The sequence below is a fragment of the Methylobacterium sp. 142-1Y genome (assembly GCF_057747795.1).
On sequence record NZ_CM173224.1, the window covers coordinates 2,897,733 to 2,923,765 of the forward strand.

The following is a 26,033-nucleotide window of genomic DNA, read 5'->3' on the forward strand; positions in this document are numbered from 1 at the left end:
GCTCCCGTCCCCGATGCTCCTCGCGGCGCCGCGGAGTCGTACACGGAATTCTTCGGCCGGCCAGAGCGCTCGGGCCACCGAGGGAGCGCCGATGCCGTCCGGTGCGCCTCTACTTGACGCCGAACACCTGGACCATGGCCGGGGTGAGGATCACCACGAACAGGACCGGCAGGAAGAACAGGATCATCGGCACGGTGAGCTTCGGCGGCAGGGCGGCGGCCTTCTTCTCGGCCTCGTTCATCCGCTGGTCGCGGCTCTCCTGGGACAGAACCCGCAAGGCCTGTCCGACCGGGGTGCCGTAGCGCTCCGCCTGGATCAGCGCCGTGGTGACGTTCTTCACCGATTCGAGGCCGGTGCGGTTGGCGAGGTTCTCGTAGGCGATGCGCCGGTCGCTGAGGTAGGACAGCTCGGCGGTGGTCAGCGCCATCTCCTCGGCCAGCGTCATGCACTGGTTGGCGACCTCGACGCCGACGCGCCGGAACGCCGACTCGATCGCCATGCCGGATTCGACGCAGATCAGCAGGAGGTCGAGGGCGTCGGGCCAGTTGCGCTGGATCACCGCCTGGCGCTTCGAGATCTGGTTGCGCAGGAAGAGCTCGGGCGCCTTGATGCCGAGATAGAGCGCCACCACCACCATGCCGAAGCGGATCAGCACCGGCTGGTTCACCACCTCCAGCACGAACAGGTAGAACGCCGCCAGGACGAAGAAGGCGATCGGGATCACCAGGCGGAAGAACAGGAACCCGATCTCGGCCTGGGGCCCGCGGTAGCCCGCCATCATCAGGCTGTTCTTGGCGTGCTCGGTGCCGAGCCAGTCGCCGAGATGCAGGCGCTCGACCACCCGCTTCATGTAGGCCTTGGGCTCGTGGCGCAAGCTCGCCTTCTGGTTCAGGCGCTCCCGCTCGCGCAGGCGGATGCGGTCGCGCTCCTTGCCGACGCCCTTCAGGCGGCCGGCGAGCCGGTCGGGCTCCAGGAAGGGCTGGGCCAGGGTGAAGACCGTGGCGGCGGCGGCCACTGCGGCGAGCATCGCGCCGACGACATACGGGTCGATGAGCTGGGACAGGAACGGCACGCACCGCCTCCGGAAGTTGTCCGAGAATCAGATGTCGAAGCTGATCATCTGCTTCATCACGAAGACGCCGACCATCATCCACACGGCGGAGCCGGCAAGAGCGATGTGGCCGGTCGAGGTGGTCCAGAGCAGCGAGATGTAGTCGGGGCTGGTGAGGTAGGCCAGACCGGCGACGACGAAGGGCAGGGAGGCGATGATCGCCGCCGAGGCCTTGGCCTCCATGCTCATCGCCTTCACCTTCTCGGCCATCTTGCGCCGGTCGCGCAGCACCCGCGAGAGATTGCCCAAAGCCTCCGAGAGGTTGCCGCCGGATTTCTGCTGGATGCCGACCACGATGGCGAAGAAGTTCGCCTCCGGCACCGGCATGCGCTCGTAGAGGCGCGACACCGCCTCCGACAGCGACATGCCGACGGCCTGGGCCTCGACCATCGCCCGGAACTCGCTCTTGACCGGCTCCTGCGCCTCGCGGGCGATGATGCGCAGGCAGTCGCCGACCGGAAGACCCGAGCGGATGCCGCGCACGATCACGTCCATGGCGTTGGGCAGTTCGAGGATGAAGCGCGTCATCCGGCGCTTGCGCAGATAGGAGAGGATCCAGCGCGGCAGGCCGAGGCCCGCCGCGAAGGCGAGGCCGAGCGCCAGGAGCGCGTCGCCGCTCATCAGGAGGCCGAAGGCCCCGACCAGAAGGCCGCCGATCGCGCTGAAGACGTAGAACTGCTTCTTGCCGATCGCGAGGCCCGCCTGGGTCAGCCGCAGGTCGAGGCTGACGCGGGCCTTCTTCTCCTTGTCCTCGATCTCCTTGAGGCTCTTGGCGACCTGGTCGCGGCGGCTCACCGCCTGCACGCGCTCGGCGGCCTGGCGCTGGCCCACCAGGGCCTGCTGGCGCTTGCTGGCCCGGGCCTCGCTCGGCAGAAGCGGCACCACCACCGCCGAGGCGATCGCCACCGCGCTCACCGTGAGCAGCCCGGCCGCGATCACGGCGTCGAGGTCGATCACGGGCGCCTCCCCACGGCCGCGCGCGGCGTCATGCCGGCTCCTCCGTGCGGACTTCCGCCGCGTCGAGGGCGGCGGCGAGCGCCCGGTCCTCGCCGTAATAGCGCGCCCGGTCCCAGAATCGCGGCCGGCCGACGCCGGTCGAGCGGTGGCGGCCGATCAGCTTGCCGGTCGCGTCCTCGCCGACGATGTCGTAGATGAACAGGTCCTGGGTGATGATGACGTCGCCCTCCATCCCCATCACCTCGGTGATGTGGGTGATGCGCCGGGAGCCGTCGCGCAGGCGGGCGGCCTGGACGATGACGTCGATCGAGCCGGCGATCATCTCGCGCAGGGTCTTGGCCGGCAGGGTGAAGCCGCCCATGGCGATCATCGACTCGATGCGGCCCAGGCACTCGCGCGGCGAGTTGGCGTGCAGCGTCCCCATCGAGCCGTCATGGCCGGTATTCATCGCCTGGAGGAGGTCGAAGGCCTCGGGTCCGCGCACCTCGCCGACGATGATCCGCTCGGGCCGCATGCGCAGGCAGTTCTTGATCAGGTCGCGCATCGTGACCTGGCCCTGTCCCTCGAGGTTGGGCGGGCGCGTCTCCAGGCGCACGACGTGCGGCTGCTGCAACTGCAGCTCGGCCGCGTCCTCGCAGGTGATGATGCGCTCGTCGTCGTCGATGTAGCGGGTGAGGCAGTTAAGGAGCGTGGTCTTGCCCGAGCCGGTGCCGCCCGACACCACCACGTTGCAGCGCACCCGCCCGATGATCTGCAGGATCTTGGCGCCCTCGGGCGAGATCGAGCCGAAGCGGGTGAGCTGGTCGAGGGTGAGCTTGTCCTTCTTGAACTTGCGGATGGTCAGCGCCGGGCCGTCGATGGCGAGCGGCGGCGCGATCACGTTGACGCGCGAGCCGTCCGGCAGGCGCGCGTCGCAGATCGGCGAGGATTCGTCGACCCGGCGGCCGACCTGGCTGACGATCCGCTGGCAGATGTTCATCAGCTGCTGGTTGTCGCGGAAGCGCACCCCCGTCAGCTGGATCTTGCCGCCGACCTCGATGTAGGTCCGGTTGGCGCCGTTCACCATCACGTCGGCGATGTCGTCGCGGGCGAGCAGCGGCTCGAGCGGGCCGTAGCCGAGCACGTCGTTGCAGATGTCGTCGAGCAGCTCCTCCTGCTCGGCGATCGACATCACGACGTTCTTGAGGCCGATGATCTCGATGACGATGTCGCGGATTTCCTCCCGCGCCGCATCCGGCTCGAGCCGGGCGAGCTGGGTGAGGTCGATCGCCTCGATCAGGGCGCCGAAGATCATGCTCTTCGTGCGGTAATACTCGTCCGAGCGGGCATTCTCCGGCGGGGCCTGCACCTCGCGGGGCGGGGTCGGGACCGGTTCGGCCCGTTTTCCGTCCTGAAACACCGGCGCGGCCGCCTCCGGGAGGACCGGGGCGGGGCCGGCGGGGCGCGGGGCCGGCGCCTTTTGCGCCGTCGCTCCGGGTCTCCTGCCGAACATGGGATCAGCGGCCTTCCTGCGACGCGGGCTTGAGGGGGATCCGGGCCACCGCTGCGGGCGGCGCGGATCGCGATAGGGACGAGGCCGGCCGGATCACGACGCCTTGCGGCGGGCGAGGCGGGCGAGCAGCGGCTGCAGCGGGTTCGCCCGGCCGCGGCGGGCCTCCGCGCGGCCGGTCAGGCTGCCGGCGAGTTCGCTCAGGATCTCGGTCACCTTGGATCCGGGCTGAACCTCCGCCAGCATCTGGCCGTTATTGGCGGCGGTGCCGAACAGGGCGGGCTCGAACGGCACCGCGGCGGCGACCGGGGCGTCGAGGGCCTTGGCGAATTCCGTGACGGCGATCTCGGGCCGCTTGGGCATGCCGACCCCGTTGAGGAGCAGGCGCGGCGCGCGGTCGTGGGGCCGGGCGCTGCGCAGCACCTCGAACAGGTTGCGGGCGTTGCGCAGGGACGCGAGGTCGGGGGCGGCCACCACCACGATCTCGTCGGCGCCGATCAGCATGCGCCGGCACCAGGCCGACCAGGCATGCGGCACGTCGAGCACGATGCAGGGCACGCTCGCCCGCAGGACGTCGATCACGCCGTCGAAGGTGCCCTCCGAGAAGTCGGTCGGGCGGTCGAGGGTCGCGGGCGCGGCGAGCAGGCTCAGGTTGTCGGTGCATTTCGACAGGAGCCGGTCGACGAAGTTCGCGTCGACCCGCTCGGGCGCGAACACCGCCTCGGCCACCCCCTGCGGCGGATCCTGGTTGAAGTTGAGGCCGGCGGTGCCGAAGGCGACGTCGAGATCGGCGATCACCGTCGCGGTGCCGAAGTCGCGGGCCACCGACCAGGCGATGTTGTGGGCGAGCGTCGAGGCGCCGACGCCGCCCTTGGCGCCGACCACGGCGATGGTCCGGCCGAGGGGCTCGGCGGTCGGATCGCTGAACAGCTCCGAGATCGCCGCGATCACCGCCACGGGATCGATCGGCGCGATCAGGTACTCGCTCACGCCACGGCGCATGAACTCGCGGTAGAGCACCACGTCGTTGACGTGGCCGATCACCACCACCTTGGTGCCGGCGTCGCAGACCTCCGCCAGGCTGTCGAGGGCCGACAGGGGATGGGATCGCCCGGCGCCGATCTCGACCATGAGGACGTTCGGGGTCGGCGCGTTGCGGAAGGCCTCGACGGCGGCGGCGCCGCCGCCCATCTGGACGCGGGCATGCGCCTTCTGCATCCGCCGGTCGCCGGCCGCCGCCTCGATCGCCGCCGCGACCTCGGCGCTCTCGCAGAAGGCCTGCACGGTGATGCGGGGGACCGGGGGGATGACCCTGGCGGTGGGATCGCCGGGCTCAGACATGGTACGCTCTCCGCCCGCAGGACGACGATCCCCCGGCGCGGTTACGCCTCGTCGCAGGAGCGGCCCTGGTCCGGCGCGTCGTCATCTCACTGTCCCACCTGGCTCTTCACGCTCGCGCGACCATCCTGCTTCCAAGTGGTTGACGGATCCTTTCCGGTGCGCAGGTCGGTCAGGTTCTGGGTCCGGCTCACCGTGTCGATCCGGCCCTCCTGGCGGCCGCGCACGAGGTCGATCGGATCGGCGATCTGGCTCGCGACGTTCGACCGGGTGGCGCAGCCGAAATTCCAGTAATTCTCGTTGCGGGCGTTGAAGCCCGGATCGCTGAAGCCGAGATCCTGCGGCCAGAGCCCGCAGGCTCCCGCTACCTTGGCCTGCATGCGCTGGAAGCTCAGCCGCAACGGCGCGCTCACCGCGACGTTGGCGACCGGATAGGGCGCGACGACGATCTCCCGCGCGCCCACCCCCCGGGCGAGCGCCCGGCCGCGCACGCTCTCCAGGGTGCGCTCGACCGCCGGACCGGGCACCTGCGAGCCCCGCGGCACCTCCAGGACCAGGACGCCGCGGCCGTAGCGGCGGTACTCGGTGAGGAAGGCGTCGACGTCGTCGGCCTGGCGCGGGTCGACGTGTCCGGTCCCGGTGACGAACACGTCGAGGCTGCGGGGCGAGTCCGACAGGACGAACGGGTGCCGCTCGGCGGCGGTCGACGGGCCGGTCGAGCCCGTAGTCAGCCCGCCTCTGGAGGCGCAGGCGGCGAGGCTGGCCGAGGCGGCCAGCAGGATCAGGCGGAGGGCGATGCGGGTCATGGCGGTGATCTGCCTCGGAGGGCCGGGGTCCCGGGCACGGATTTCGGGGCGAGGATGTCTGGGCTGACGTCAGTCGGTGATGAAGCCGACGCGGCCGCGATAGCTCGACCCGAGGGGGGCGGCGCCGACCACGCCGTACAGGCGGTTGAAGCGGCCGAGCAGGACCGCCTGGCCGTCGCTCGCCTCGGTGAAGCCGTCGTCGGGCTTGCGCACCTGGCCCGGGTCCATCGGCTTGGCGATGTAGGGCGTGACCATGATCATCAGCTCCGTCTCCTGGCGCTGGTAGTCCCGGGAGCGGAACAGGGCGCCGAGGATCGGCAGGTTGAGCATGCCGGGCAGGCCGCTGATCGCCTGGCGGTTGCGCTGCTGGATCAGGCCCGCGATCATCATCGTGCCGCCGGAGGCCAGCTCGACGGTGGTCTCGGACTTGCGGACCGTCAGGCCCGGCACCGAGATGGTGTTGTTGCCGTTCGAGACGGGGATCGCGTTCTGGGGATCGAGCTCGGTGACGTTGGTGCCGACCCGGATCGAGATCCGGTTCTCCGACTGGACCACCGGCGTGAAGTTGAGGGCGACGCCGTAGGGCTTGTAGTCGATGCCGACCGAGCAGTTCGCGGCGGTCGAGGCCACGGCCGCGGTGCAGCTCTGGCTGGTCGGGACCGGGATCTCGCCGCCGGCGGTGAAGTTCGCGGCCTCGCCGGAGATCGCCGTCAGGGTCGGCTCGGCCAGCACCCGCGACACCCCGGCCTGCTCGAAGGCCTTCAGGGTCGCCTGCAGCGAGAACCCGCCCGAATTCACCGTGCCCTGCAGGACGTTGTTGGGCGGGAACGCGCCGCCGGTGAGCGGGAACGGCAGCGTGTTGACGAAGTTCATGTTGCTCCAGTTGGCATTCAGGTTGATGCCGAACTGCTTGAGCACCTGGCGCGAGACCTCGACCACGGTGACGCGCAGCATCACCTGGTCCTTGCCGCGGATCGTCAGGTTGTTGATCACCGCGCCGCGGGCGCCTCCCCCGGCCGCGCCGGTGCCGACGAAGGCGTTGGCGATGTCGATGGCCTGCTGGGCTTCCTGGGCGGAGCCGACCGAGCCGGTGAGCAGCACCGAATCGCCCGCCGGACGCACGTCGAACCGGGCGCCGGGGATGCTGCCGGCCAGCGTCTGGCGCAGCACGTTGAGGTCGCGCCCGACCGTGACGTCGAGGGCGGCGATCTGACGGCCTTCGCCGTCCATCACGAAGATCGAGGTGGCGCCGTTCTCGATGCCGATGATGAACACCTTGCGGGTCGAGCGCACGACGGCGTTCGCCACCTTGGGGTTCGCCACGAACACCTCCTTGGCGTCCCGCGGCAGGTCGATCACCAGCGACCGGCCCATGGTGAGGTCGACGCGGCGCGACACGTCGGCCTCGTTGGGGCCGACATTCACCACCGGCGCCGGCGCGAGGCCGCCGCGCTGGCCCGTCCCGCGCAGGCCGATGCCGTCGAGCGCCGCGGCGGGACCGGCCGCGAGGACGGCCAGGGCGCCCGCGCAGGCGGCACGCGCGACGAGGCTGCGGGAGGCGGGGCGATGGGCTGCACCGGGAGGCTCGGGCTTCGTCATGGAACGGGGACTCGCGGGGCGGGAAGAGGCGCGGCGGTCGAAGGGGGATCCGCTCATCGGCGGGGCATCTGCTTGCTGACGCCGTAGCGCACGACGGTGAGGCCGCCACTCTCCGCCGCCTGCGGCTCCGGCGCGTCCGGGGCGGCCTGCCCGGCATCGGCGAGGCTGCGCAGGGTGAGGGAGAGCTGGCCGACCTTCTGGGCCAGGGTGACCGCCTCGGCCTGGGCCGGGGTGAGCTCGAGCGTCGCGGTATCGCCGGTGACCACCCGCTCGCCGTTGCGCTCCTGCACGGTCTGGCCGACGGCCAGGACCCGGATGTTGGTCAGGATGGTCGCGGCGGTCTGGACGTCGCCGGTGCCGGAGCGGGAGGCATCCTCGTCGCGGGCGGTGCGCAGCACGTCGACCCGGTCGTTCGGCAGGATGAAGCCGCCGGCGGTGTTCGAGCCGCGGGCATCGATCGAGATCGCGACGGCGCGCTTGCCGGAGGGCAGGATCGCCGACAGGAAGCCGCTGCCGTTGGCCTTGATCAGCTTCTCGCGCCGGATCGGCTCGCCGGAGAGGAACGGGCTGCGCACGATCGACCCCACCGTGTCCTCGAGCGCCGTCGGTGCCGCACCGCGCTGGAGGGAGCCGTCGCTTGCCGCGGATTTCGGCCAGGATTGCCAGCGCAGGTCCGCGGGCTTGATGGTCTGCCCCATCGGCAGCTCGGCGGCGGCGACCAGCACCTCCGCCATCTCCATCGCCGGGGGCGGCGCGGCGACGGTCACGGCCGGCGGCGGCGGCGGGGGCTCGCGGCCGCTCATCATGACGAAGGCACCGAAGCCGGTCACGACGGCGACGCTGATGAGAAGCAAGCGCGATGACTTCATGAGGCGCCAACGAGTGAACGGACAAGGGACGGCGCGGCGCCGTCCCTTGTCCGCACTTCATCAGGCATTCCTCAAATTAAGGTTAATCGCGCTTAGGGTTAACGCTTCGTCGCGATCGGTCCAGGAGGACCGTCCCGGTCGCCGGACAGGGCTGAGCGACGGCCGCCCCCTGGGGCACCGTCGCTCCTGTCCCGGATCGGATGCATGAAGACCGTGCGCCCGGGGGCCGGGGGGGTTCAGCCCGGCAGAGCAAGGCGCCAGAGCGTGGCCGAGGGGCAGGTGACGAGGGCCGAGGCCGCGAGCGCCACGCCGTAGGGCATGCCGACCGATCGGTCGTGCAGGTGCACGGCGAAGGGCCACGCCGCCGCGAAGCCGGGCAGGGGATGGCGGCGCATCGCCAGGATGGCCAGCGCCAGGACGCCGCCGAGCATCGAGGCGTTCACCACGTAGTCGAGCAGGGGGCCGGAGCCGAGCCACAGGGCGGTCGCCGCCGCCAGCTTGGCATCGCCGCCGCCGATCACGCCGGCCGAGAACAGCCCGAACCCGATCGCCAGAACCAGGAGGCCGGCCCCGGCATGCGCGGCGATAAGCGCCCAGTCGAGCCCGGTCGCGACGGCGAGCAGCGTGAAGGCTCCGACGAGCGCCGCGCTCACCCGGTTGGGAATCGTCATCGTGAGGATGTCGCTCATGGCCGCGTAGGCCATCAGGAACGGGAACACGACGAGGAGGCAGAGGCTGGCCATGCGGGCTCGCGGCAGGAAAGCGGGTATGCGGGGCCGGGCCGCCGGTGGAGGGGCGGTCTCGGCGTCTCGCATCTCCTGGGACGCGCCGACCCGCCGGATGCGGGTCGGCCCATGACGTCCAGACAACACCGTCGAAAATGCATCGCCCGATGCGGAGGAGGTCCTCCCGTCGAACGAGATGCCGTCAAATCCAATGCGCGGAGCAAGGCCCGATCGCCGCGCGATCGAGCGCCTGTCTTACTTGAGGCTGTTGGCGATCTTGTTGAACTGGTTGCCCAGGTTGTTGCCGACCGTGCCGGCGGCGACGATCACCGCGAGGGCGATCAGGGTCGCGATCAGGCCGTACTCGATCGCGGTGGCGCCGGACTCGTCGCTGACGAAACGCTTCAGCTTGGTGATCATAACTCGGTTCCCGCCTCAGTGGTCTCGGTTAGTCCGTCGACAATCGACTGGCGCCGATCGGGACTGACGACAAGCTATGCGGGCCACGTTGAGGTTGGGTTAAAACGATCGTCGCTCCCGTGTCGCTGAACCGAAATCGCCGCCTTGGTTAACGATCGGTCCATCGGCTTTTCGGGCGCTATGACGCCGGGTCGCCGCACCGGGCTTAGCGGTTTGTCAACCGTCCGGCGCTTGACTGTCGGATGTCATGAGACGCGTCCGAAAGACCATCCGCCGATGAGCCCGCACCGCGATCCGAGCCTTCCGCGCGCAGCGGGCCTGCCCTCCGCCGCCAGCGTCCTGGCGTCCGCGCTCGTCGTGTCCGCCGCGCTCTCTGCCGCCGTGCTCCTGGCCCCCGCCGCCGCGCGGGCGAACGACGGATCGACGGTGACGGTCTCGGTCGACAACGCCAAGGTGATCCGCCTTCCGGAACGCACCGCCACGGTGATCGTCGGCAACCCGATCATCGCCGACGTGTCGCTGCAGCGGAACGGAATCGTGGTCCTGACCGGCAAGAGCTTCGGCAGCACCAACCTCATCGCCCTGGACGGAGCCGGCACCATGCTGGCGGAAACCGCGATCAGCGTGCGGGCGGGCAGCCCGTCGGTGGTGACGGTGCAGCGCGGGCTCGAGCGCGAATCCTATTCCTGCACGCCGGCCTGCCAGCCGGCGGTGCAGCTCGGCGACGCGCAGCGCTACTTCTCCGAGGTGAGCGCCCAGACCGGCCAGCGCAACTCGCTGGCGATCGCGGGCGCCGGGGCCGCGGCTGCGGCGGGGCGCTGAAGTCTCGACGATCGGCGCAACCGATCCGCAACGCTTCGACCCATAGAAGTCTCTCACGGCACTCCCGTCGCGCCGCCGCCGCAAGCGACCGTCAGCGATCGATCCTGCCCGCGAGGCGCCATTCCGCCGGTTCGCCTCGGTCCAGTCGCCGCCCCTCCCTCCGGACCTGAACCGCGCCATGCCCCGTCACCGCCCGCTCGATGCCGTCGGAAAGCCGGCCGGACGGGTCCCCGCGCTCTGCGGCCGGATCGGCGCGCGGGTCGCCCGGTTCCCGTCCGACCGCGAGGGGGCGACAGCGGTGGAATTCGCGCTGATCGCGATGCCGTTCCTCTGTCTCGTCGCGGCGATCGTCGAGACCGCGCTCGCCTTCTTCGCCGGCCAGGTCCTCGACAATGCGGTCTCGAGCGCGTCGCGCCAGCTCTATACCGGGCAGTTCCAGGCGGCCCGGTCCGGCGATCCGGCCCCGCCGCCCGACACCACCGCGCAGGCGGTCGCCTTGCAGAAGTTCAAGGACGCGATCTGCCACGGCCGGGTGACGATCTTCTCGTGCAGCAGCGTCAAGGTCGACGTGCTGGCGATGGCCGACGGCTCCGACCTCACGCCGCAGAGCCCGGTCGACGGCGCCAGGCGCGACTGGCGGACCGATTTCGGCACGCATTACCAGAACCCGGGTTCGAACCAGATCGTGATCGTGCAGGCGGCGGTGGAGTTCCCGGTCTTCTTCGGCTTCCTCAACCCCGACACCCTGGCGAATGGCAGGCGGGTGCTGCAGAGCACCGTGGTCTTCCGCACGGAGCCGTTCCAATGATCGCGCGAGGGAAGCCGGGCCGCCCGGGCGCAGGGTTGCGCCTCCGGCGCGATGCCGCGCGCTTCGGGCGCGGCTTTGCGCGCTACTCGCGCGCACAGGACGGCGTCGCCGCGGTCGAGTTCGCGATGGTGCTGCCGCTCCTCGTGCTGCTCTACTTCGGCGCCACGGATCTCGCCGGCTACGTCAGCAACTTCCGCAAGGTGACCCTGTCGGCCCGCGCCGTGGCCGATCTGCTGGCGCGGGAGGGGGGGGACGTCTCGCCGGGGCAGTTCGCCGCCATCGTGAGGGCGGGACGGGCGGTGCTGGCCCCCTATGACGGCGCCTCGGCGCGAATCGCCGCCAAGGCGATCGGCGTCTACGACGCCAATGGCAGGGCCAGGGTCTGCTCCTACCAGGTGGAGGCCGGCAACGCCGCCGCGCCGGCGCCGAGCGGACCGACCGACGTGCCGACGGTGCCCGACGCCTACAAGAAGGCCGGCGCCCGCTACCTCGTCGTCGAGCTGACCATGGCCTACAAGCCGATCTTCGCCGCCGGCCTGGCCAAGCGGTTCAACCTCGGCACCCAGACCGAAACCGTGATCTGGCCGGTACGCAACGGCAAGGTCTACAACGTCGCGGTCACCTCGAACCCGGAAGTCGTGCTGCCGACCGTCGTGAGCAACAGCAACGGCGGGGCCTGCCCGGTCCCATGACGCCCGGCCGGGCCCGGCCGGCCGGTCCCACGCTCAGCCCCGCAGGATCAGTCATCCTCGCAGGATCATCTTGCCTCCCGCGACCTCGAACCCGCGCAGGCGGCGCAGGAACGACATGCCGAGCAGGCTCGTGTCGAGGCGTCCGCTCGGCAGCACCAGGGCGTCGACGTCGCGCAACCTGATTTCGCCGATCCGCATCTCCCGCACCCGCACGCGGGCGGCCGGCACCGGCCCGTTGGCCGTGGCGACCTGCGCGGTGAAGTCGCGCTCGGTGACGTTGAGCCCGATCCGGCCCGCATCCTCGCGGGTGAAAACGCAGAGCGTGGCGCCGGTATCGACCAGCATGCGCAGCACCTGCCCTTCGACCTCCGGGTGGACCCGGAAATGACCGGACAGGTCCTGGGCGAGGGTCACGCTGCCGTCGGATCCGGGCGGGATGCCCGGCGCCGCCGGGGAGGACGCGGCGGCCGGGGCGCGTCCGATCCGGGCGACCCGCTCGATCACGGGTCCGCCGGTCAGCACGGCGCCGGCGAGCACGCCGAGGGCCCAGAGGATCGGGCGCGTCACGGACAATCTCCGGGTGGGAGGAGGGATGGCGGGCAGGCTCGCGCCGGACCGGTTAAGGATCCGTCCGGCGGTCGCGTCGACTCCCGGTCGATCCCCGCTTCTCGCCAGTTCTTGCCATCGGGGCCCGCGTCTGCTAGCAGCACCCCGCCCGCCGGACACCCTTGGAGGCCGGATTCCCGTCTTGGGAACGGGCGTGGCGACGTCGGTTCACAGGGCCGTCCTCGAGGGGGGCGGCCTTCGGCGTTTGAGCCATCCGCAAACACCAGTTTTAAGGATCACGCCATGAGCGCCGTGAAGCCGCTTGAGGCCGTGGCACGCGACCGGGTCGGCAAGGGGGCCGCCCGGGCCGTTCGTCGCCAGGGCCAGGTGCCGGCCGTCATCTACGGGGGCAACCAGCCGCCGCAGGCCATCGCCATCGACCTCATCCGCACCCGCACCCTGATCTACGCCGGCGGTTTCCGGACCACCGTGTTCGAGATCAGCGCCGGCGGCCGCAAGGTCCGGGCGATCCCGCGCGACTTCCAGCTCGACCCGGTCACCGGCGTGCCGCTGCACGTCGACTTCCTGCGCGTCGTCGCCGGCCAGTCGATCGAGGTCGAGGTGCCGGTGCACTTCACCAACGAGGACGCGGCCCCCGGCATCAAGCAGGAGGGCGGCACGCTCAACGTGGTCCACCACACCGTCACGGTCGAGGTCGCCCCCGAGTCGATCCCGGATGCCATCACGGTCGACCTGACCGGCAAGGCGATCGGCGACACCGTCCACGTCTCCGACCTGCCGGCCCCGGCCGGCGTCTCCTTCGTGCTCGGCGGTGACGAGGTCGTCGCCACGGTCGTGCCGCCGACGGTGCTCGGCGCCGAGGTCGAGGCCGAGGAGGCCGCGGTGGCCGAGGCCGCCCGCGCCGAGTCGGCCGCCGAGGCCGAGGCCGAGGCTGCCGAAGAGGCCGCCAAGGACGAGGCCGCCAAGGAGGACTGAGCCCTCCGGGTTCGCCCTCATCCTGTCATGGGACGCCCCGGTCGCGAGACCCGGGGCGTCTTTTCGCTTTCTCGGGGAGCTGTCTGTCGCCATGCGGCTGTTCGTCGGCCTCGGCAATCCCGGGACCCGCTACGCGGGCAACCGGCACAATATCGGCTTCATGGCGCTCGACGCGATCGCGCGCCGGCACCGCGCCGCGCCGTGGCGCCGCAAGTTCCAGGGCGACTGCACCGAGGCGGTGATCGGCAGTGAGCGCGTGCTGCTCCTGAAGCCCCTGACCTTCATGAACGAATCCGGCCGGGCGGTCGCGGAAGCGCAGCGCTTCTACAAGATCCCGCTGGAGGGCGTGGTGGTGTTCCACGACGAGCTCGATCTGGCTCCCGCCAAGCTCCGGGTGAAGAAGGGCGGCGGCAATGCCGGCCATAACGGGCTGCGCTCGATCACCGCGCAATGCGGCAACGAGTATTGGCGCGCCCGCCTCGGCATCGGTCACCCGGGCGACAAGGCCCTGGTCCACGCCTACGTGCTCAACGACTTCGCCAAGGCCGAGATGCCGTGGGTCGAGGACCTGTGCGATGCGATGGCGGACGCGGCCGAGCTCATGGCCGCGGGCGAGGATGCCCGCTTCCAGAACAAGGTCCACGTCGCCATGGCCGGGCGCGGCTGGGACGAGGTGAAGCGCGTCGGCGAGAAGCCGGCTTGACCCCGACATCTCCACACCGCAATGGCGACGCACCAGACAAGCGGGCCGGCGGTCCAAGCAATTCGAACGGAACGATCTGATGGGCTTCAAATGCGGCATCGTCGGCCTGCCGAACGTCGGCAAGTCGACGCTCTTCAACGCGCTGACGCAGACCGCGGCGGCGCAGGCGGCGAACTATCCGTTCTGCACCATCGAGCCCAACGTGGGCGAGGTGGCGGTGCCGGATAGCCGGCTCGACGACCTCGCCCGGATCGCCTCCTCGAAGGAGATCATCCCGACCCGCCTGACCTTCGTCGACATCGCCGGCCTGGTCCGCGGCGCCTCGAAGGGGGAGGGCCTCGGCAACCAGTTCCTCGCCAACATCCGCGAGGTCGACGCCATCGCGCATGTCGTGCGCTGCTTCGAGGACGGCGACGTCACCCACGTCGAGGGCAAGGTCGACCCGATCGCCGACATCGAGACGATCGAGACCGAGCTGATGCTCGCCGACCTCGACAGCCTCGAGAAGCGCCTCACCGCGCTCGAGAAGAAAGCCAAGGGCGCCGACAAGGAAGCCAAGGAGACCCTCGACCTCGTCCAGCGCGCCCTCCCGCTCCTGCGCGACGGCAAGCCGGCCCGCCTCGTCCAGCGCAAGGCCGAGGAGGAGCGCCTGTTCTCGCAGCTCGGCCTGATGACGGCCAAGCCCGTGCTCTACGTCTGCAACGTCGAGGAAGGCGCGGCCGATTCGGGCAACGCCCATTCGGCCGCCGTCTTCGCCCGCGCGAAGGAGGAGGGCGCCAAGGCGGTCGTCGTCTCGGCCAAGATCGAGAGCGAGATCGCGGTGCTGCCGCCGGCCGAACAGGTCGAGTACCTGGAGGCGGTCGGCCTCGCCGAGCCGGGCCTGAACCGGGTGATCCGCGCCGGCTACGAGTTGCTCGGCCTCATCACCTACTTCACCGTGGGCCCCAAGGAGGCGCGGGCCTGGACCATCACCAAGGGCACCCGCGCGCCTGCAGCCGCCGGGGTGATCCACACCGACTTCGAGAAGGGCTTCATCCGCGCCGAGACCATCGCCTTTGCCGATTACACGGCGCTGAAGGGCGAGGCCGGGGCCCGCGAGGCCGGCAAGCTCCGGCTCGAAGGCAAGGAGTACCTGGTACAGGACGGCGACGTGCTGCATTTCCGCTTCGCCAACTGACGAGCCGATGGATCTCGTCCGGCGCCACGACTGGAACCTGACGCCGACGCGAGCGGTGGCGCTCCAGCGTGAGCTCGCCGACGAGATCGTGGCCGACAAAGCCCTCGATCTCGACGCCGTGCGGCTCGTCGCCGGCGTCGACGTCAGCGTGAAGAACGACCGGTCGCACGCGGCGATCGTGGTCGCGACCTATCCGGATTTCCGGGTGGTCGAGACCGTGACGGCCTTGATGCCGACGCCGTTCCCCTACGTGCCGGGCTTGCTGAGCTTTCGCGAGGGCCCGGTGCTGGAAGAGGCGTTCGGGCGCTTGAAGGCCGAGCCGGACGTGTTCCTGTTCGACGGCATGGGAACGGCGCATCCGCGCCGCATCGGCATCGCCAGCCATCTGGGCCTGTGGCTCCAGCGTCCGACGATCGGGGTCGGCAAGACCCGGCTCTGCGGCCGCAACGCCCCGCTCGCCGAGGAGAAGGGCGCCCACCAGCCCTTGATCGACAAGGGTGAGACGATCGGCGCGGTGGTCCGCACCCGCACGGGCAAGCACCCGCTCTTCATCTCGCCGGGGCACCTCGCCGACATCCCGTCGAGCGTCGCCCTGGTGCTGGCCTGTGCGCCGAAATTCCGCCTGCCCGAGCCGATCCGCCTCGCGCACAAGGCCGCGGGGGCCTTCGGTTAAAGGCGTTTGCGTCAGACCTTCGCCGTGCTAGCCCGGCGGCCCGCAACGCCGCCGGACGCTCCCCATGCCCCGTTATTGCTTCGAGGATCTCACGCCCGGCGTCACGCTCGATTTCGGGCCGCTGGTCGTGAGCCGCGACGACATCGTGGGCTTTGCCCGCGAATTCGATCCGCAGGGCTTCCACACCGACGAGGCGGCGGCGAAAGAGAGCTTCGTCGGCGGGCTGATCGCCTCGGGCTGGCATACCTGCGCGCTCGGCATGCGGCTGGTCGCCGACGGCTTCATCCTGCAATCGAGCTCGATGGGCTCGCCCGGCATCGAGGAGGTGCGCTGGCTGCGCCCGGTGCGGCCGGGTGATGAACTGTCGATGCGGATGAGCGTGACCGAGAGCCGGCCCTCCGGCAGCAAGCCCGACCGCGGCTTCGTGCGTTTCCTGCTCACGATCACCAACGGCGCCGGACAGCCGGTGATGACCCAGGATTTCTGGGCGATGTTCGGCAAGGCCGGCACGCCGCCGCTGCCGCCCCGTCCGCGCCCGCCGGAGGGGCCGGCGCCGGCCGCTCTGCCCGACGGTGAGGCGCTGCCCTCCGCCTACCTGGAGGACATGCCGCTGAACCGGTCTTTCGACCTCGGCGCGCACCACTTCACCCGCGACGACATCCTGCGCTTCGCCCGCGCCTTCGACCCGCAGCCGTTCCACGTCGACGAGGCGGCGGCCGCGCAGACGCATTTCGGCGGCTTGTGCGCCTCGGGCTGGCACACGGCGGCGGCGTGGATGAAGCGGATGGTGGCGGGCCGCGACCGCGGCCGGGCGCTCGCGATGCAGCGCGGCGAGCCGATCGTCGAAGGCGGGCCTTCTCCGGGCTTTCGCGACCTGCAATGGTTGAAGCCCGTCTATGCCGGCGACACGATCCGCTACGACGTGACCCTGACCGAGGCCCGGCCCTCGCGCACCCGGCCGGGCTGGGGCGTCGTCGGCCACACGGCGACGGGAACCAACCAGCGCGGGGAGCCGGTGTTCCGATTCTCGGGGGCGTGGCTGGCGCCGAGCCGGGGGCGTGATCGGCGGTCCGCTCGGGGACCGTAACCCGCAGGGTCGTTCCACCCTCCATCGTCATCCCGGGTTCCGCGACGCGGCCCCGGGATGACCCTGTGAGGTGGACGTGTCGTCTCTCGTTCTGCAACGAGGCAGTCTACGCCGCCGCCCTCCGCTCCGGATACAGCCCGAGCAGCCCCTCCGGCGTCGCCTCCGCCACGCCGCGCTCGGTGATGATGCCGGTGACGAGCCGAGCCGGGGTCACGTCGAAGGCCGGGTTCGCCACGGGGCTGCCGGGCGAGACCACCGCCACGGTGGCGAAGGCGCCGTCGTCGGTGCGGCCGGTGAGGTGGGTCACCTCGCGGGCGTCGCGCTCCTCGATCGGGATGCCGGCGACGCCGTCGGTGAGCGTCCAGTCGATCGTCGAGAACGGGAGCGCGGCGTAGAACGGCACGCCGCAATCGCGGGCGGCGAGCGCCTTCAGGTAGGTGCCGATCTTGTTGCAGACGTCGCCGGTCGAGGTGGTGCGGTCCGATCCGACGATGCAGAGATCGACCTGCCCATGCTGCATGAGATGCCCGCCGGCATTGTCGGCGATCACCGTGTGGGGGACGCCGTGGGCTTTGAGCTCGTAGGCGGTGAGCGCCGCGCCCTGGTTGCGCGGGCGGGTCTCGTCGACCCAGACATGGATCGGCAGACCGGCATCGTGCGCGACGTAGATCGGCGCCAGCGCCGTGCCCCAATCGACGGTCGCGAGCCAGCCCGCATTGCAGTGGGTCAGGACGTTGACCGGTCCGCTCTTCGTGCGGGCGATGTCGGCGATCAAGGCCGCCCCGTGCTCGCCGATCGCCCGGCAGCTCGCCACGTCCTCGTCGGCGATGCGGGCGGCCTCCGCAAAGGCGGCGGCCTCGCGCTCGGCCGGGGCGAGGGGGTGCAGCAGGCCTGCGACCCGGGCGAGGGCCCAGGCCAGGTTGATCGCCGTCGGCCGCGTGGCGGCGAGCCGCGCTCGCGCCCCGTCGAGGTTGCGGTCGGACGGGTCCTCCCGCATCGCCAGCGCCAGCCCGTAGGCGGCGGTGGCGCCGATCAGCGGCGCGCCGCGCACGATCATGGTGCGGATCGCGATGGCGGCCTCCGCCTCGCTCGTGAGCGTCCTCGTCTCGAAGGCGAAGGGCAGGCGGGTCTGGTCGATGACGCAGATCCCCTCGCCGTCGGGCGCGGGGAAGATGGTGCGGTAGTGGCGGCCGTCGATCTTCATGGGGCGGGGTTTAGCACGAAAGGTGGGGCGGGGGAGCCTGCACGGTCGCGCGCCTGAGAGCGTGTCGGCGCGCAGCCACGCCCGGGCATCGGCGGGACATCGTTTCGCGACAAGGCGTGCCCTTCGGACCACCCCGGCGAGAGGATCGGTCCGGCGTCCGAGGACGATGATCCGGCACATGCCCATCCGTGCTATGGTGTCGATCGAGATCGGGAGATCGTCATGAAGGCGATGGTTTTGCCCAATGGGAGCCTCAGCCTTCCCGCTGCCCTGCGCGAGAGGCACGGCCTCGCGCAGGGGGGGGAAGTCTTGGTCGAGGATACCGGCGATGCGATCGTGCTGCGTACGCTGGATCAGGCCGTCGCTCGGGCCCAAGCCTTGAGCCGCCGCTTGGTCGCGGGGCGGGCCGGTGCGTCGGTCGACGACTTTCTCGCGGCGCGTGCCGGCGACACAGGGGCCGAATGAGCGTCTTCGTTCTGGATGCCTCGGCCCTCCTTGCCCTCCTGCTCGACGAGCCGGGCGCGGATCGCGTCAAGGCCGTCATCGATGGCGCCGCCATGGGGGCCGTGAACTGGGCGCGTGAACTGGGCGGAGGTCGTCAGCCACTACGCCAAGCTCGGTGCGGCGCGTTCCGACATCGAGGCGATGCTGCGGCCGCTCCCGATTCGCGTCGTGCCGGCGGATGCGGACCTGTCCGTCTCCGCCGGGATGTTGAGGCCGATCACGTTGCATCTCGGCCTGTCGCTCGGCGACCGCTACTGCCTGGCCTTGGCCAGGCGGGAGGCTGCGACGGCGCTGACGGCGGAGCGGCGCTGGCGCGAGATCGCGTCGGTCGCGTCGGTCGAGGTCGAGACCATCCGCTGAGGAGGCGGGACGCCATCCGGCAATCCCGCCTCACGCTCCTTCAGAACCGTACCGCCCGCGCCCGCTTCACCTGCGGAATCGCCTCGATCGCCTGCAGGAGGTCGGGCGAGACCGCCTCGTCGATGGCGGCAAAGCAGATCGCGTCGCCGCCCGGCCGGTCGCGGCCGAGATGGAAGGTGGCGACGTTGACGCCGGCCTCGCCCATCAGCGTGCCGAACCGGCCGATGAAGCCGGGCTGGTCGGCGTTGCGGATGTAGAGCATGTGCGGCGCCACCGCGGCCTCCAGCGCGATGCCGCGGATCTCGACGAAGCGCGGGCGGCCGTCGCCGAACACCGTGCCGGCGGCGTCGCGGGGCATGTCCTCGGCCTCGACCGTCAGGTGGAGGCGCGACGCGTAGGGGCCCTCGACGGCGGTGCGGGTCGCGGTCTCGACCTGGATGCCGCGGGCCCGCGCCACCTCGATCGCCGAGACCATGTTGACGCCCTCCAGGAACGGCCGCAGCGCGCCGGTCACCGCGGCCGCGGTGAGCGCCTTGGTGTTCAGCTCCGCCGCCTCGCCCTCGTAGACGAGGCGGATGCCGCGGATCGGCGCCTCGGTGAGCTGGCCGAGGAACGAGCCCAGCTGCTCGGCGAGCGTCACGTAGGGCCGCAGGCGCGGCGCCTCCTCGGCGGAGATCGACGGGAAGTTGACCGCGTTGCGGATCGCGCCGTGGAGCAGGTAGTCGCTCATCTGCTCGGCGACCTGGAGCGCCACGTTCTCCTGCGCCTCGGTGGTCGAGGCGCCGAGATGCGGCGTGCAGACCATGTTCGGATGGCCGAACAGCACGTTGTCCTTGGCCGGCTCCTCGGTGAACACGTCGAAGGCCGCGCCCGCGACGTGGCCGGATTCGAGAGCGGCGCGCAAGGCCACCTCGTCGACGAGGCCGCCGCGGGCGCAGTTGACGATCCGCACGCCGGGCTTGGTGCGCGCCAGCGCCTCACCTGAGAGGATGTTGCGGGTCTTGTCGGTGAGCGGGACGTGCAGGGTGATGACGTCGGCCCGGCGCAGGAGGTCGTCGAGCTCCACCTTCTCGACGCCCAAAGCCACGGCGCGCTCGGGCGTCAGGAACGGGTCGTAGGCGATGACCCGCATCCTGAGGCCGATGCCGCGGTCGGCCACGATCGCCCCGATATTGCCGCAGCCGATGACCCCGAGGGTCTTCGCCGTCAGCTCGATGCCGAGGAAACGGTTCTTCTCCCAGCGACCCGCTTGCGTCGAGGCGTCGGCCTGCGGGATCTGGCGGGCGAGCGAGAGCATCAGCGCGATGGCGTGCTCGGCGGTGGTCACGGCGTTGCCGTGCGGCGTGTTCATCACGATCACGCCGCGGGCGGTCGCGGCGGGCACGTCGATCGTGTCGACGCCGATGCCGGCCCGGCCGATCACCGCGAGGCGGCCGGCGCGCTCCAGGAGCGCGGCGGACACCTTCGTGGTCGAGCGGACGGCGAGGCCGTCATACTCGCCGATGGCCGCGGCGAGGGCTTCCTTGTCCTTGCCGAGCTCGGGGCGGAGATCGGCCTGGATGCCGCGCTCGCGGAAGATCGCGATCGCGGCGGGGGAGAGGGTGTCCGAGATCAGGACTTTTTTGATGGGGGTGGGCATGGCGGCCTCGAATAGGGTCGCGCCATCGCCCCGCTAAGGGAGCGGGTCGGTCGGGGGCTCGCGTGGTCACACAGGGTCGTGCGCATATTCTCCTCTCCCCGACAGATCCCGGGCTTGCCCGGGATCTGCAAGCAAGAGACGAAGTCGGGCAAGCCCGACGTCGTTGCGGGGAGAGGGCTTCGATGACCTTGTCGTCATCGAAGCGTGGCGTCAGCCGAGGGTGAGGGGTGTTTCCGGAGGAGTCTCACTCGTCGAGACCCCCTCACCCTCGCTCCGGCTTTCGCCTGCGCTTCCTTCGCCCCCGGCAAGGGGGGCTCAGGCCTCTCCCCGCCCGCGGGGAGAGGGGAAATCCGCGCTTCGTTCGGCGATGTGTGATCTGCGTGGATCACGCCCGGCCGACGCCGGCTCCCGCTCACGCAGGGCTCCGGCGCCAATACGGCGATGATGGGCTGTCAGGCCGCCTTCGTCAGGCGGGCCTTCTCCTGGGCGAAGGCCCAGTCGAGCCACGGCGTCAGGGCTTCGAGGTCGGACGCCTCGACGGTGGCGCCGCACCAGATCCGCAGGCCGGGAGGCGCATCGCGGTAGGAACCGATGTCGAGGGCGACGCCCTCACGCTCCAGCGCCGTGGTGATGCCCTTGGCCACCGCGGCGACGGCCCCGGGGCCGCACCCGACCACGTCGGGATCGCTCACCACCAGGCAGACGCTGGTGTTGGACGCCGTCGCCGGGTCCTCGGCGAGATTGGCGATCCAGGGCGTGCGGGCGACCCAGTCGGCGATGACGCCGGCATTGCGGTCGGCGCGGGCGCGCAGGGCCGGCAGCCCCCCGAGCTTGTCCGCCCACAGGAGCGCGTCGATATAGTCCTCGACCGCCAGCATCGAGGGCGTGTTGATGGTCTCGCCCTGGAAGATGCCCTCGATCAGCTTGCCGCCCTTGGTCATGCGAAAAATCTTCGGCATCGGCCAGGCCGGGACGTGGCTCTCCAGCCGCGCGACGGCGCGGGGCGAGAGGATCAGCATGCCGTGCGCCGCCTCGCCGCCGAGCACCTTCTGCCAGGAGAAGGTGACGACATCGAGCTTTGGCCAGTCGAGGTCCTGCGCGAAGGCCGCCGAGGTGGCGTCGCAGATCGTCAGGCCCTCGCGGTCGGCGGCGATCCAGTCGGCGTTCGGGACGCGCACGCCCGAGGTGGTGCCGTTCCAGGTGAACACCACGTCGCGGGTGCGGGTGTCGACGGTGGAGAGGTCGGGCAGGCGGCCATAGGGCGCCTTGACGACCCGGGCGTCGAGCTTGAGCTGCTTGATCGCGTCGGTGACCCAGGTCTCGCCGAAGGATTCCCAGGCCAGCATGTCGACCGGGCGGGCGCCGAGCAGCGACCACATCGCCATCTCGACGGCGCCGGTATCGGAGGCCGGCACGATGCCGATGCGGTAGTCGGCCGGAACCTGCAAGACCGTGCGGGTGAGGTCGATGGCTTGCTTGAGCTTGGCCTTGCCGAGCTTCGCCCGGTGCGAGCGGCCGAGCGCCGCGTCGGAGAGGGCCTCGGGGGTCCAGCCGGGGCGCTTGGCGCAGGGGCCGGAGGAGAAGAAGGGCGCGCGCGGGCGCACCTCGGGGAGGCGGGTCGTCGTCATGCTGGTGTCCATCCTTCCAGATGGGCGCCTCCCGGTGGGGGGAGGTGTCCCGCCGCCGGGGATGCGCCGCGCCGGCGGCTGCGTCAAGCCCGTCTTCGCTGTGCCCTGGCCCGCCGCCGTCCCGCCGGATACGACGGGAACGGCAAGACGGGGGTGACATGCAAGACGGGGGTGACATGGACGAGTTCGCGCGCGCCCTGGGGCTGGCGGTCGCGATGATTCTGCGGGCGGATCCCGATCTCGTCGCCATCGTCGGCCTGTCGCTGCGGGTCAGCCTCACGGCGGCCGGCCTCGGCTTCCTCCTCGGCGCGCCTTTGGGGGCGCTGCTCGCCGCGACCCGGTTTCCCGGCCGCGGGCTGTTCCTCGTCCTCGTCAACGCGCTGCTCGGCCTGCCGCCGGTGGTGGTCGGGCTCGTGCTGTACCTGCTGGTCTCGCGCTCGGGGCCGCTCGGGAGCCTCGGCCTGCTGTTCACGCCGGGCGCCATGGTGATCGCGCAAGGGGCGCTCGCCCTGCCGATCGTGGCGGCGCTCTCGCATCGCACCTGCGAGGCCCTGTGGGCCGAATACGGCGATGCCTTGCGGGTCGACGGGGTGGGCACGGGCCACGCGGCCCTGATCCTGCTCGCCATGGCGCCGGCTCCCCTCGTCACCGCGTTCCTCGCGGCGTTCGGAAGGGCGATCGCCGAGGTCGGCGCCATTCTGATGGTCGGAGGCAACATCCGCGGCTACACCCGCACCATGACGACCAGCATCGCGCTCGAGACGAGCCGCGGCGACCTGGCGCTGGCCTTGGGCTTAGGCCTCGTCCTCGTCAGCCTGACGCTGGTGGTGAGCGCCGCCGCCTTCGGGATCAACCGGGTGGCGGCGCTGCCGCGGGCCTGATTACTGGCTCGGCATCGTGCCGGTCGGGAAGAACAGCTGCTCGCCGTTGATCTTGAACGAGGCGATGGCTGCCCGGCCGCGCTCGGAAGTGAGCCACTCGTGCCAGATCCTGGCATCGGCCGCATGGATCTGCGGGTTCTTCGACGGGTTCACCAGGATCGAACCGTAGGGGTTGAACAGGGCGGGATCGCCCTGGACCAGGATCACCAGGTTCTGGCGGTTCTTGAAGCTCGCCCAGGTCGCCCGGTCGGTGAGGGTGTAGGCGTCCATCGCGGCCGCCGCGTTGAGCGTCGGGCCCATGCCCTGGCCGAGCTCTCGGTAGCCGCTCCCCAGGCCGCGGGCGTCGATGCCGGCCTTCTTCCACAGGCGCAGTTCGGTACGGTTGGTGCCGCTGTCGTCGCCGCGGCTGGCGAAGGGGGCCTTCGCCTTGGCGATGCGGGCGAGCGCGTCCGTCGCGTCGCGCCCGCCCTTGATCCCGGCCGGGTCGGCGGCCGGCCCGACGATCACGAAGTCGTTTGCCATCACGTCGCGGCGGTCGAGGCCGTGGCCCTCGGTGACGAACTTGTCCTCGCCGGGCCGGTCGTGGACGAGGAGCGCGTCGGCGTCGCCCTTGGCGCCGATGGCGAGCGCCTGGCCGGTGCCGACGGCGACGACCCGCACCGCGATGCCGGTCTCCCGCTGGAAGATCGGCAGCAGGTGGCCGAACAGGCCCGATTGCTCGGTGGAGGTGGTCGAGGCCAGCGTGATCGCCCGATCCTGCGCGGCTGCGGGCCGGCCGAGGGCCGGCGCGAGGGCCAGCAGGGCGAGAAGGGCGAGGCGGCGCGGGATCGAGCGGCTCACGGACGGGGCTCCGGTGGGGTGTCGGGCCAGCGATACCCCGTAGCCCCGGTCCGACGCCAGGGTGTATCGGCCGGCGCGGCATCAACCCTTCGTCGCCGGCCCCGCTGCCGCGAGGCTGTTGGCGATGGTGGCGAGCATGGCGGCGGCGTAGGACGCGGTCTGCGGCTCGTGCCCGTCCTCGACCAGGCGGCGCTTGGTCTCGATCACGGTCTCCACCGCCTCGATCAGCTCGTCCGCCGGGATCGCGCCGCGCTCGACGAGGACGAGCATCAGGCTCTCGACCAGCATCAGGGCGGCTTGGGCCGCGGCGGCATGGAACCGGTCCATCCCGTCCTCAGGGACCGGCATCGTCGCCGCCCTGTCCGGCTTCCGCCTCCCGCCGCCCGACGAATTCCGGGGCGTCGCGCTCCGAGATGTCGAGGAGCGGCCCGGCGATCCGCACCAGGGCATCGAGGTCGCCGATCGTCACCCGGCGCCCCCGCATGGTGACGATGCCGTCCTCCCGGAACGACCGCAGCACCCGGTTGACGTGCACGTTCGAGATGCCGAGATGGTCGCCGATCTGCTCCTGGGTCATCGGCAGGTCGTAGGCCATCGCCCCCGGCGCCAGCACGCCCGAGCGGATCAGGCGGCCGCGGAAATCGACCAGCAGCATTGCCAGGCGCTCGTCGGCACTGCCGCGGCCGAGCCCGACGACCCAGTTGTGCAGCCGGCGCTCCTCCTCGATCACCTGCCATAGGCAGCCGGTCGCGAGGTCGGTGTCGCGCTCGTAGGCTTCGCGCAGGGTGCGGTGGTCGACCTGCTCGACCAGGATCTCGGACAGGGCCTGCACCGCGTCCGGGCTGTGGGTGACGAACAGGCTTTTGACCGCGAACAGGTCGCCCGGCAGGAAGATCAGGATGAACTGGCTGCGCCCGTCCTCCAGGGTGCGCAGGCGGCCGACCCAGCCCTTGCGCAGGCGGAAGATCGTGGTGTTCGGGCTGTCGGCCGCCACCAGCAGCCGGCCGGCCGGGTAGAGGCGACCGGTGCCTTCCATCACCCGGTCGAGAGCCGCCTCGCCCCGCCGCAGGGACTCCAGGATCTCGGGCCGGTGCAGCAGGTAGCGGGCGGAATCGGGCATGGCGGCGCGGAAGGTCCGGGGCAGGGCGGTCCGGGAATGCGTCGCCGGAAGAAAGCGGCAAGGGACGGCGCCGGGCGATGGTGACCCTCTAGGAAGGACCGTCCCCGCGGACATTTACCTGTGTTGTCTTTTCCGCATCCTGTTCCGGGGTTTCCCCAGGCGTCGACGATCCGCCGCCGCTCAGGGTATGCGGCCCGGTGCCGGGAGGTCCGGGACGAGGTCCGGGCGGCGCTCGCGGGTCAGCCGGGCGGATTCCGCCGCCCGCCAGCGGGCGATCGCCGCATGGTTGCCGCCGGTCAGCACCTCGGGGATCTCGCGTCCCTCCCAGTCCCGCGGCCTCGTGTAGTGCGGGTATTCGAGGCCGCCGCTCTCGAAGCTCTCCTCCACGCCGGAGGCGTGCTTGCCCATCGTGCCGGGCAGGAGGCGCACGCAGGCATCGAGCAGCACCAGGGCTGCGGGCTCGCCCCCCGACAGGACGTAATCGCCGATCGAGACCTCCTCGAGGGCGCGTCCCGCGATCACCCGCTCGTCGACGCCCTCGAACCGGCCGCAGACCACGATGACGCCCGGCCCCTCGCTCAGCGCCCGGACGCGTCCTTGCGTCAGCGGCCGGCCGCGCGGGCTCATCAGCAGGCGCGGGCGGGGATCGTCGGCGGAGGAGGCGGCATCGATCGCGGCGGCGAGCACGTCGCAGCGCAGCACCATCCCGGCCCCGCCACCGGCCGGCGTGTCGTCCACCGCCCGGTGCCGGCCGATGCCGTGGTCGCGGATGTTGCGCGCCTCCAGGCTCCAGGCGCCTCGCGCCAGGGCATCGCCGGCGAGCGACAGCCCGAGATGGCCGGGGAACATCTCAGGGTACAGGGTCAGGATCGTGGCGCGCCAGGGCGCGAGGGAGGTGGGGGAGGTCATGCGGGTTGATGGCGCCGGCGCATGGGGCGGTCAACCATGGGCTGGCTCGAGGGTGATCCTTCCTCTCCCATTCGCAACCTCATCCCGAGGTCGCGTGTGGGATCGAGAAAATCCCTCTCGGCTTGCCCGA

28 protein-coding genes are annotated in these 26,033 nt (G+C 71.1%); 11 read left to right on the forward strand and 17 right to left on the reverse strand.

Annotation, left to right across the window (positions count from 1 at the left end; genetic code table 11):
- Positions 1–109: 109 nt before the first annotated feature.
- The 9 genes from AC3AOF_RS13120 to AC3AOF_RS13160 form a co-directional block, all read right to left on the reverse strand.
- Positions 110–1,027, reverse strand: a complete 918-nt coding sequence (locus AC3AOF_RS13120; RefSeq protein ID WP_236992805.1) for a type II secretion system F family protein — start codon at positions 1,025–1,027, stop codon at positions 110–112.
- 72 nt (positions 1,028–1,099) lie between these two features.
- Positions 1,100–2,068, reverse strand: coding sequence for a type II secretion system F family protein (locus AC3AOF_RS13125; RefSeq protein WP_488348758.1), 969 nt, complete (start codon positions 2,066–2,068; stop codon positions 1,100–1,102).
- A 28-nt stretch (positions 2,069–2,096) separates the two neighbouring features.
- Entirely contained in the window at positions 2,097–3,560 is a 1,464-nt protein-coding gene (locus AC3AOF_RS13130; protein ID WP_236990380.1) for a TadA family conjugal transfer-associated ATPase, read from the reverse strand.
- Positions 3,561–3,653: 93 nt separating this feature from the next.
- Positions 3,654–4,898 (reverse strand): CpaE/TadZ family protein, encoded by a 1,245-nt coding sequence (locus AC3AOF_RS13135; protein ID WP_236990379.1) that lies wholly within the window; start codon positions 4,896–4,898, stop codon positions 3,654–3,656.
- A gap of 86 nt (positions 4,899–4,984) precedes the next feature.
- Positions 4,985–5,701 carry a CpaD family pilus assembly protein gene (locus AC3AOF_RS13140; RefSeq protein ID WP_236990378.1) on the reverse strand — a complete coding sequence of 239 codons (717 nt, stop codon included), beginning with the start codon at positions 5,699–5,701 and terminating at the stop codon, positions 4,985–4,987.
- A 69-nt stretch (positions 5,702–5,770) separates the two neighbouring features.
- Positions 5,771–7,300 (reverse strand): type II and III secretion system protein family protein, encoded by a 1,530-nt coding sequence (locus AC3AOF_RS13145; protein ID WP_488348759.1) that lies wholly within the window; start codon positions 7,298–7,300, stop codon positions 5,771–5,773.
- Positions 7,301–7,353: 53 nt separating this feature from the next.
- Positions 7,354–8,169: a Flp pilus assembly protein CpaB gene (gene cpaB, locus AC3AOF_RS13150; protein ID WP_236990376.1), complete on the reverse strand. Its 816-nt coding sequence runs from the start codon at positions 8,167–8,169 to the stop codon at positions 7,354–7,356.
- Positions 8,170–8,405: 236 nt separating this feature from the next.
- A complete protein-coding gene (locus tag AC3AOF_RS13155; protein WP_236990375.1) occupies positions 8,406–8,912 on the reverse strand; it encodes an A24 family peptidase in 507 nt (168 codons plus the stop codon).
- Between the two features lie 237 nt (positions 8,913–9,149).
- Entirely contained in the window at positions 9,150–9,314 is a 165-nt protein-coding gene (locus AC3AOF_RS13160; protein WP_236990374.1) for a Flp family type IVb pilin, read from the reverse strand.
- 276 nt (positions 9,315–9,590) lie between these two features.
- Here AC3AOF_RS13160 and AC3AOF_RS13165 point away from each other — a divergent pair, with 276 nt between their 5' ends.
- From AC3AOF_RS13165 to AC3AOF_RS13175, 3 genes are all read left to right on the forward strand, one after another.
- A complete protein-coding gene (locus AC3AOF_RS13165) occupies positions 9,591–10,136 on the forward strand; it encodes a pilus assembly protein N-terminal domain-containing protein (protein ID WP_488348760.1) in 546 nt (181 codons plus the stop codon).
- Positions 10,137–10,314: 178 nt separating this feature from the next.
- On the forward strand, positions 10,315–10,944 hold the full coding sequence (locus AC3AOF_RS13170) for a TadE/TadG family type IV pilus assembly protein (protein ID WP_236990372.1): 630 nt from the start codon (positions 10,315–10,317) through the stop codon (positions 10,942–10,944).
- Positions 10,941–11,636 carry a TadE/TadG family type IV pilus assembly protein gene (locus AC3AOF_RS13175; RefSeq protein ID WP_236990371.1) on the forward strand — a complete coding sequence of 232 codons (696 nt, stop codon included), beginning with the start codon at positions 10,941–10,943 and terminating at the stop codon, positions 11,634–11,636. The genes AC3AOF_RS13170 and AC3AOF_RS13175 overlap by 4 nt, the downstream gene beginning before the upstream one ends.
- Positions 11,637–11,687: 51 nt before the next feature.
- Here the strand turns inward: AC3AOF_RS13175 and AC3AOF_RS13180 are convergent, their stop codons facing one another.
- The gene (locus AC3AOF_RS13180) at positions 11,688–12,203 is read right to left on the reverse strand and encodes a retropepsin-like aspartic protease family protein (RefSeq protein WP_236990370.1); all 516 of its coding nucleotides are present in this window, start codon (positions 12,201–12,203) and stop codon (positions 11,688–11,690) included.
- 282 nt (positions 12,204–12,485) lie between these two features.
- On the opposite strand from AC3AOF_RS13180, the gene AC3AOF_RS13185 reads away from it, so the two are divergent.
- The 5 genes from AC3AOF_RS13185 (at position 12,486) to AC3AOF_RS13205 (ending at position 16,818) form a co-directional block, all read left to right on the forward strand.
- Positions 12,486–13,178: a 50S ribosomal protein L25/general stress protein Ctc gene (locus tag AC3AOF_RS13185; RefSeq protein ID WP_236990369.1), complete on the forward strand. Its 693-nt coding sequence runs from the start codon at positions 12,486–12,488 to the stop codon at positions 13,176–13,178.
- Between the two features lie 91 nt (positions 13,179–13,269).
- Positions 13,270–13,881 carry an aminoacyl-tRNA hydrolase gene (pth, locus tag AC3AOF_RS13190; protein ID WP_236990368.1) on the forward strand — a complete coding sequence of 204 codons (612 nt, stop codon included), beginning with the start codon at positions 13,270–13,272 and terminating at the stop codon, positions 13,879–13,881.
- A gap of 79 nt (positions 13,882–13,960) precedes the next feature.
- Entirely contained in the window at positions 13,961–15,058 is a 1,098-nt protein-coding gene (gene ychF / locus AC3AOF_RS13195; RefSeq protein ID WP_236990367.1) for a redox-regulated ATPase YchF, read from the forward strand.
- 7 nt (positions 15,059–15,065) lie between these two features.
- Complete coding sequence (nfi, locus tag AC3AOF_RS13200; RefSeq protein ID WP_236990366.1) at positions 15,066–15,731, forward strand: deoxyribonuclease V; 666 nt, start codon at positions 15,066–15,068, stop codon at positions 15,729–15,731.
- Between the two features lie 64 nt (positions 15,732–15,795).
- On the forward strand, positions 15,796–16,818 hold the full coding sequence (locus AC3AOF_RS13205; protein ID WP_488348761.1) for a MaoC family dehydratase: 1,023 nt from the start codon (positions 15,796–15,798) through the stop codon (positions 16,816–16,818).
- Positions 16,819–16,924: 106 nt separating this feature from the next.
- On the opposite strand, the gene mtnA is transcribed toward AC3AOF_RS13205, so the two are convergent.
- Positions 16,925–18,022, reverse strand: coding sequence for an S-methyl-5-thioribose-1-phosphate isomerase (mtnA, locus tag AC3AOF_RS13210; protein ID WP_488348762.1), 1,098 nt, complete (start codon positions 18,020–18,022; stop codon positions 16,925–16,927).
- A 222-nt stretch (positions 18,023–18,244) separates the two neighbouring features.
- Here mtnA and AC3AOF_RS13215 point away from each other — a divergent pair, with 222 nt between their 5' ends.
- Positions 18,245–18,487 carry an AbrB/MazE/SpoVT family DNA-binding domain-containing protein gene (locus tag AC3AOF_RS13215; RefSeq protein ID WP_488348763.1) on the forward strand — a complete coding sequence of 81 codons (243 nt, stop codon included), beginning with the start codon at positions 18,245–18,247 and terminating at the stop codon, positions 18,485–18,487.
- A 114-nt stretch (positions 18,488–18,601) separates the two neighbouring features.
- Entirely contained in the window at positions 18,602–18,886 is a 285-nt protein-coding gene (locus AC3AOF_RS13220) for a PIN domain-containing protein (RefSeq protein WP_488348764.1), read from the forward strand.
- 40 nt (positions 18,887–18,926) lie between these two features.
- Here the strand turns inward: AC3AOF_RS13220 and serA are convergent, their stop codons facing one another.
- Both serA and AC3AOF_RS13230 read right to left on the reverse strand, forming a co-directional pair.
- Positions 18,927–20,525: a phosphoglycerate dehydrogenase gene (gene serA, locus AC3AOF_RS13225; protein WP_236990361.1), complete on the reverse strand. Its 1,599-nt coding sequence runs from the start codon at positions 20,523–20,525 to the stop codon at positions 18,927–18,929.
- Between the two features lie 452 nt (positions 20,526–20,977).
- On the reverse strand, positions 20,978–22,153 hold the full coding sequence (locus tag AC3AOF_RS13230) for a phosphoserine transaminase (RefSeq protein WP_488348765.1): 1,176 nt from the start codon (positions 22,151–22,153) through the stop codon (positions 20,978–20,980).
- Between the two features lie 176 nt (positions 22,154–22,329).
- On the opposite strand from AC3AOF_RS13230, the gene AC3AOF_RS13235 reads away from it, so the two are divergent.
- Complete coding sequence (locus AC3AOF_RS13235; protein ID WP_236990359.1) at positions 22,330–23,034, forward strand: ABC transporter permease; 705 nt, start codon at positions 22,330–22,332, stop codon at positions 23,032–23,034.
- On the opposite strand, the gene AC3AOF_RS13240 is transcribed toward AC3AOF_RS13235, so the two are convergent.
- From AC3AOF_RS13240 to trmD, 4 genes are all read right to left on the reverse strand, one after another.
- A complete protein-coding gene (locus AC3AOF_RS13240) occupies positions 23,035–23,874 on the reverse strand; it encodes an ABC transporter substrate-binding protein (protein ID WP_442919281.1) in 840 nt (279 codons plus the stop codon). It abuts the gene before it with no gap.
- 81 nt (positions 23,875–23,955) lie between these two features.
- Entirely contained in the window at positions 23,956–24,222 is a 267-nt protein-coding gene (locus AC3AOF_RS13245; RefSeq protein ID WP_488348766.1) for a hypothetical protein, read from the reverse strand.
- The gene (locus AC3AOF_RS13250; RefSeq protein ID WP_488348767.1) at positions 24,209–24,994 is read right to left on the reverse strand and encodes a Crp/Fnr family transcriptional regulator; all 786 of its coding nucleotides are present in this window, start codon (positions 24,992–24,994) and stop codon (positions 24,209–24,211) included. The genes AC3AOF_RS13245 and AC3AOF_RS13250 overlap by 14 nt, the downstream gene beginning before the upstream one ends.
- 180 nt (positions 24,995–25,174) lie before the next feature.
- Entirely contained in the window at positions 25,175–25,903 is a 729-nt protein-coding gene (trmD, locus tag AC3AOF_RS13255; RefSeq protein WP_488348768.1) for a tRNA (guanosine(37)-N1)-methyltransferase TrmD, read from the reverse strand.
- Positions 25,904–26,033 lie beyond the last annotated feature (130 nt).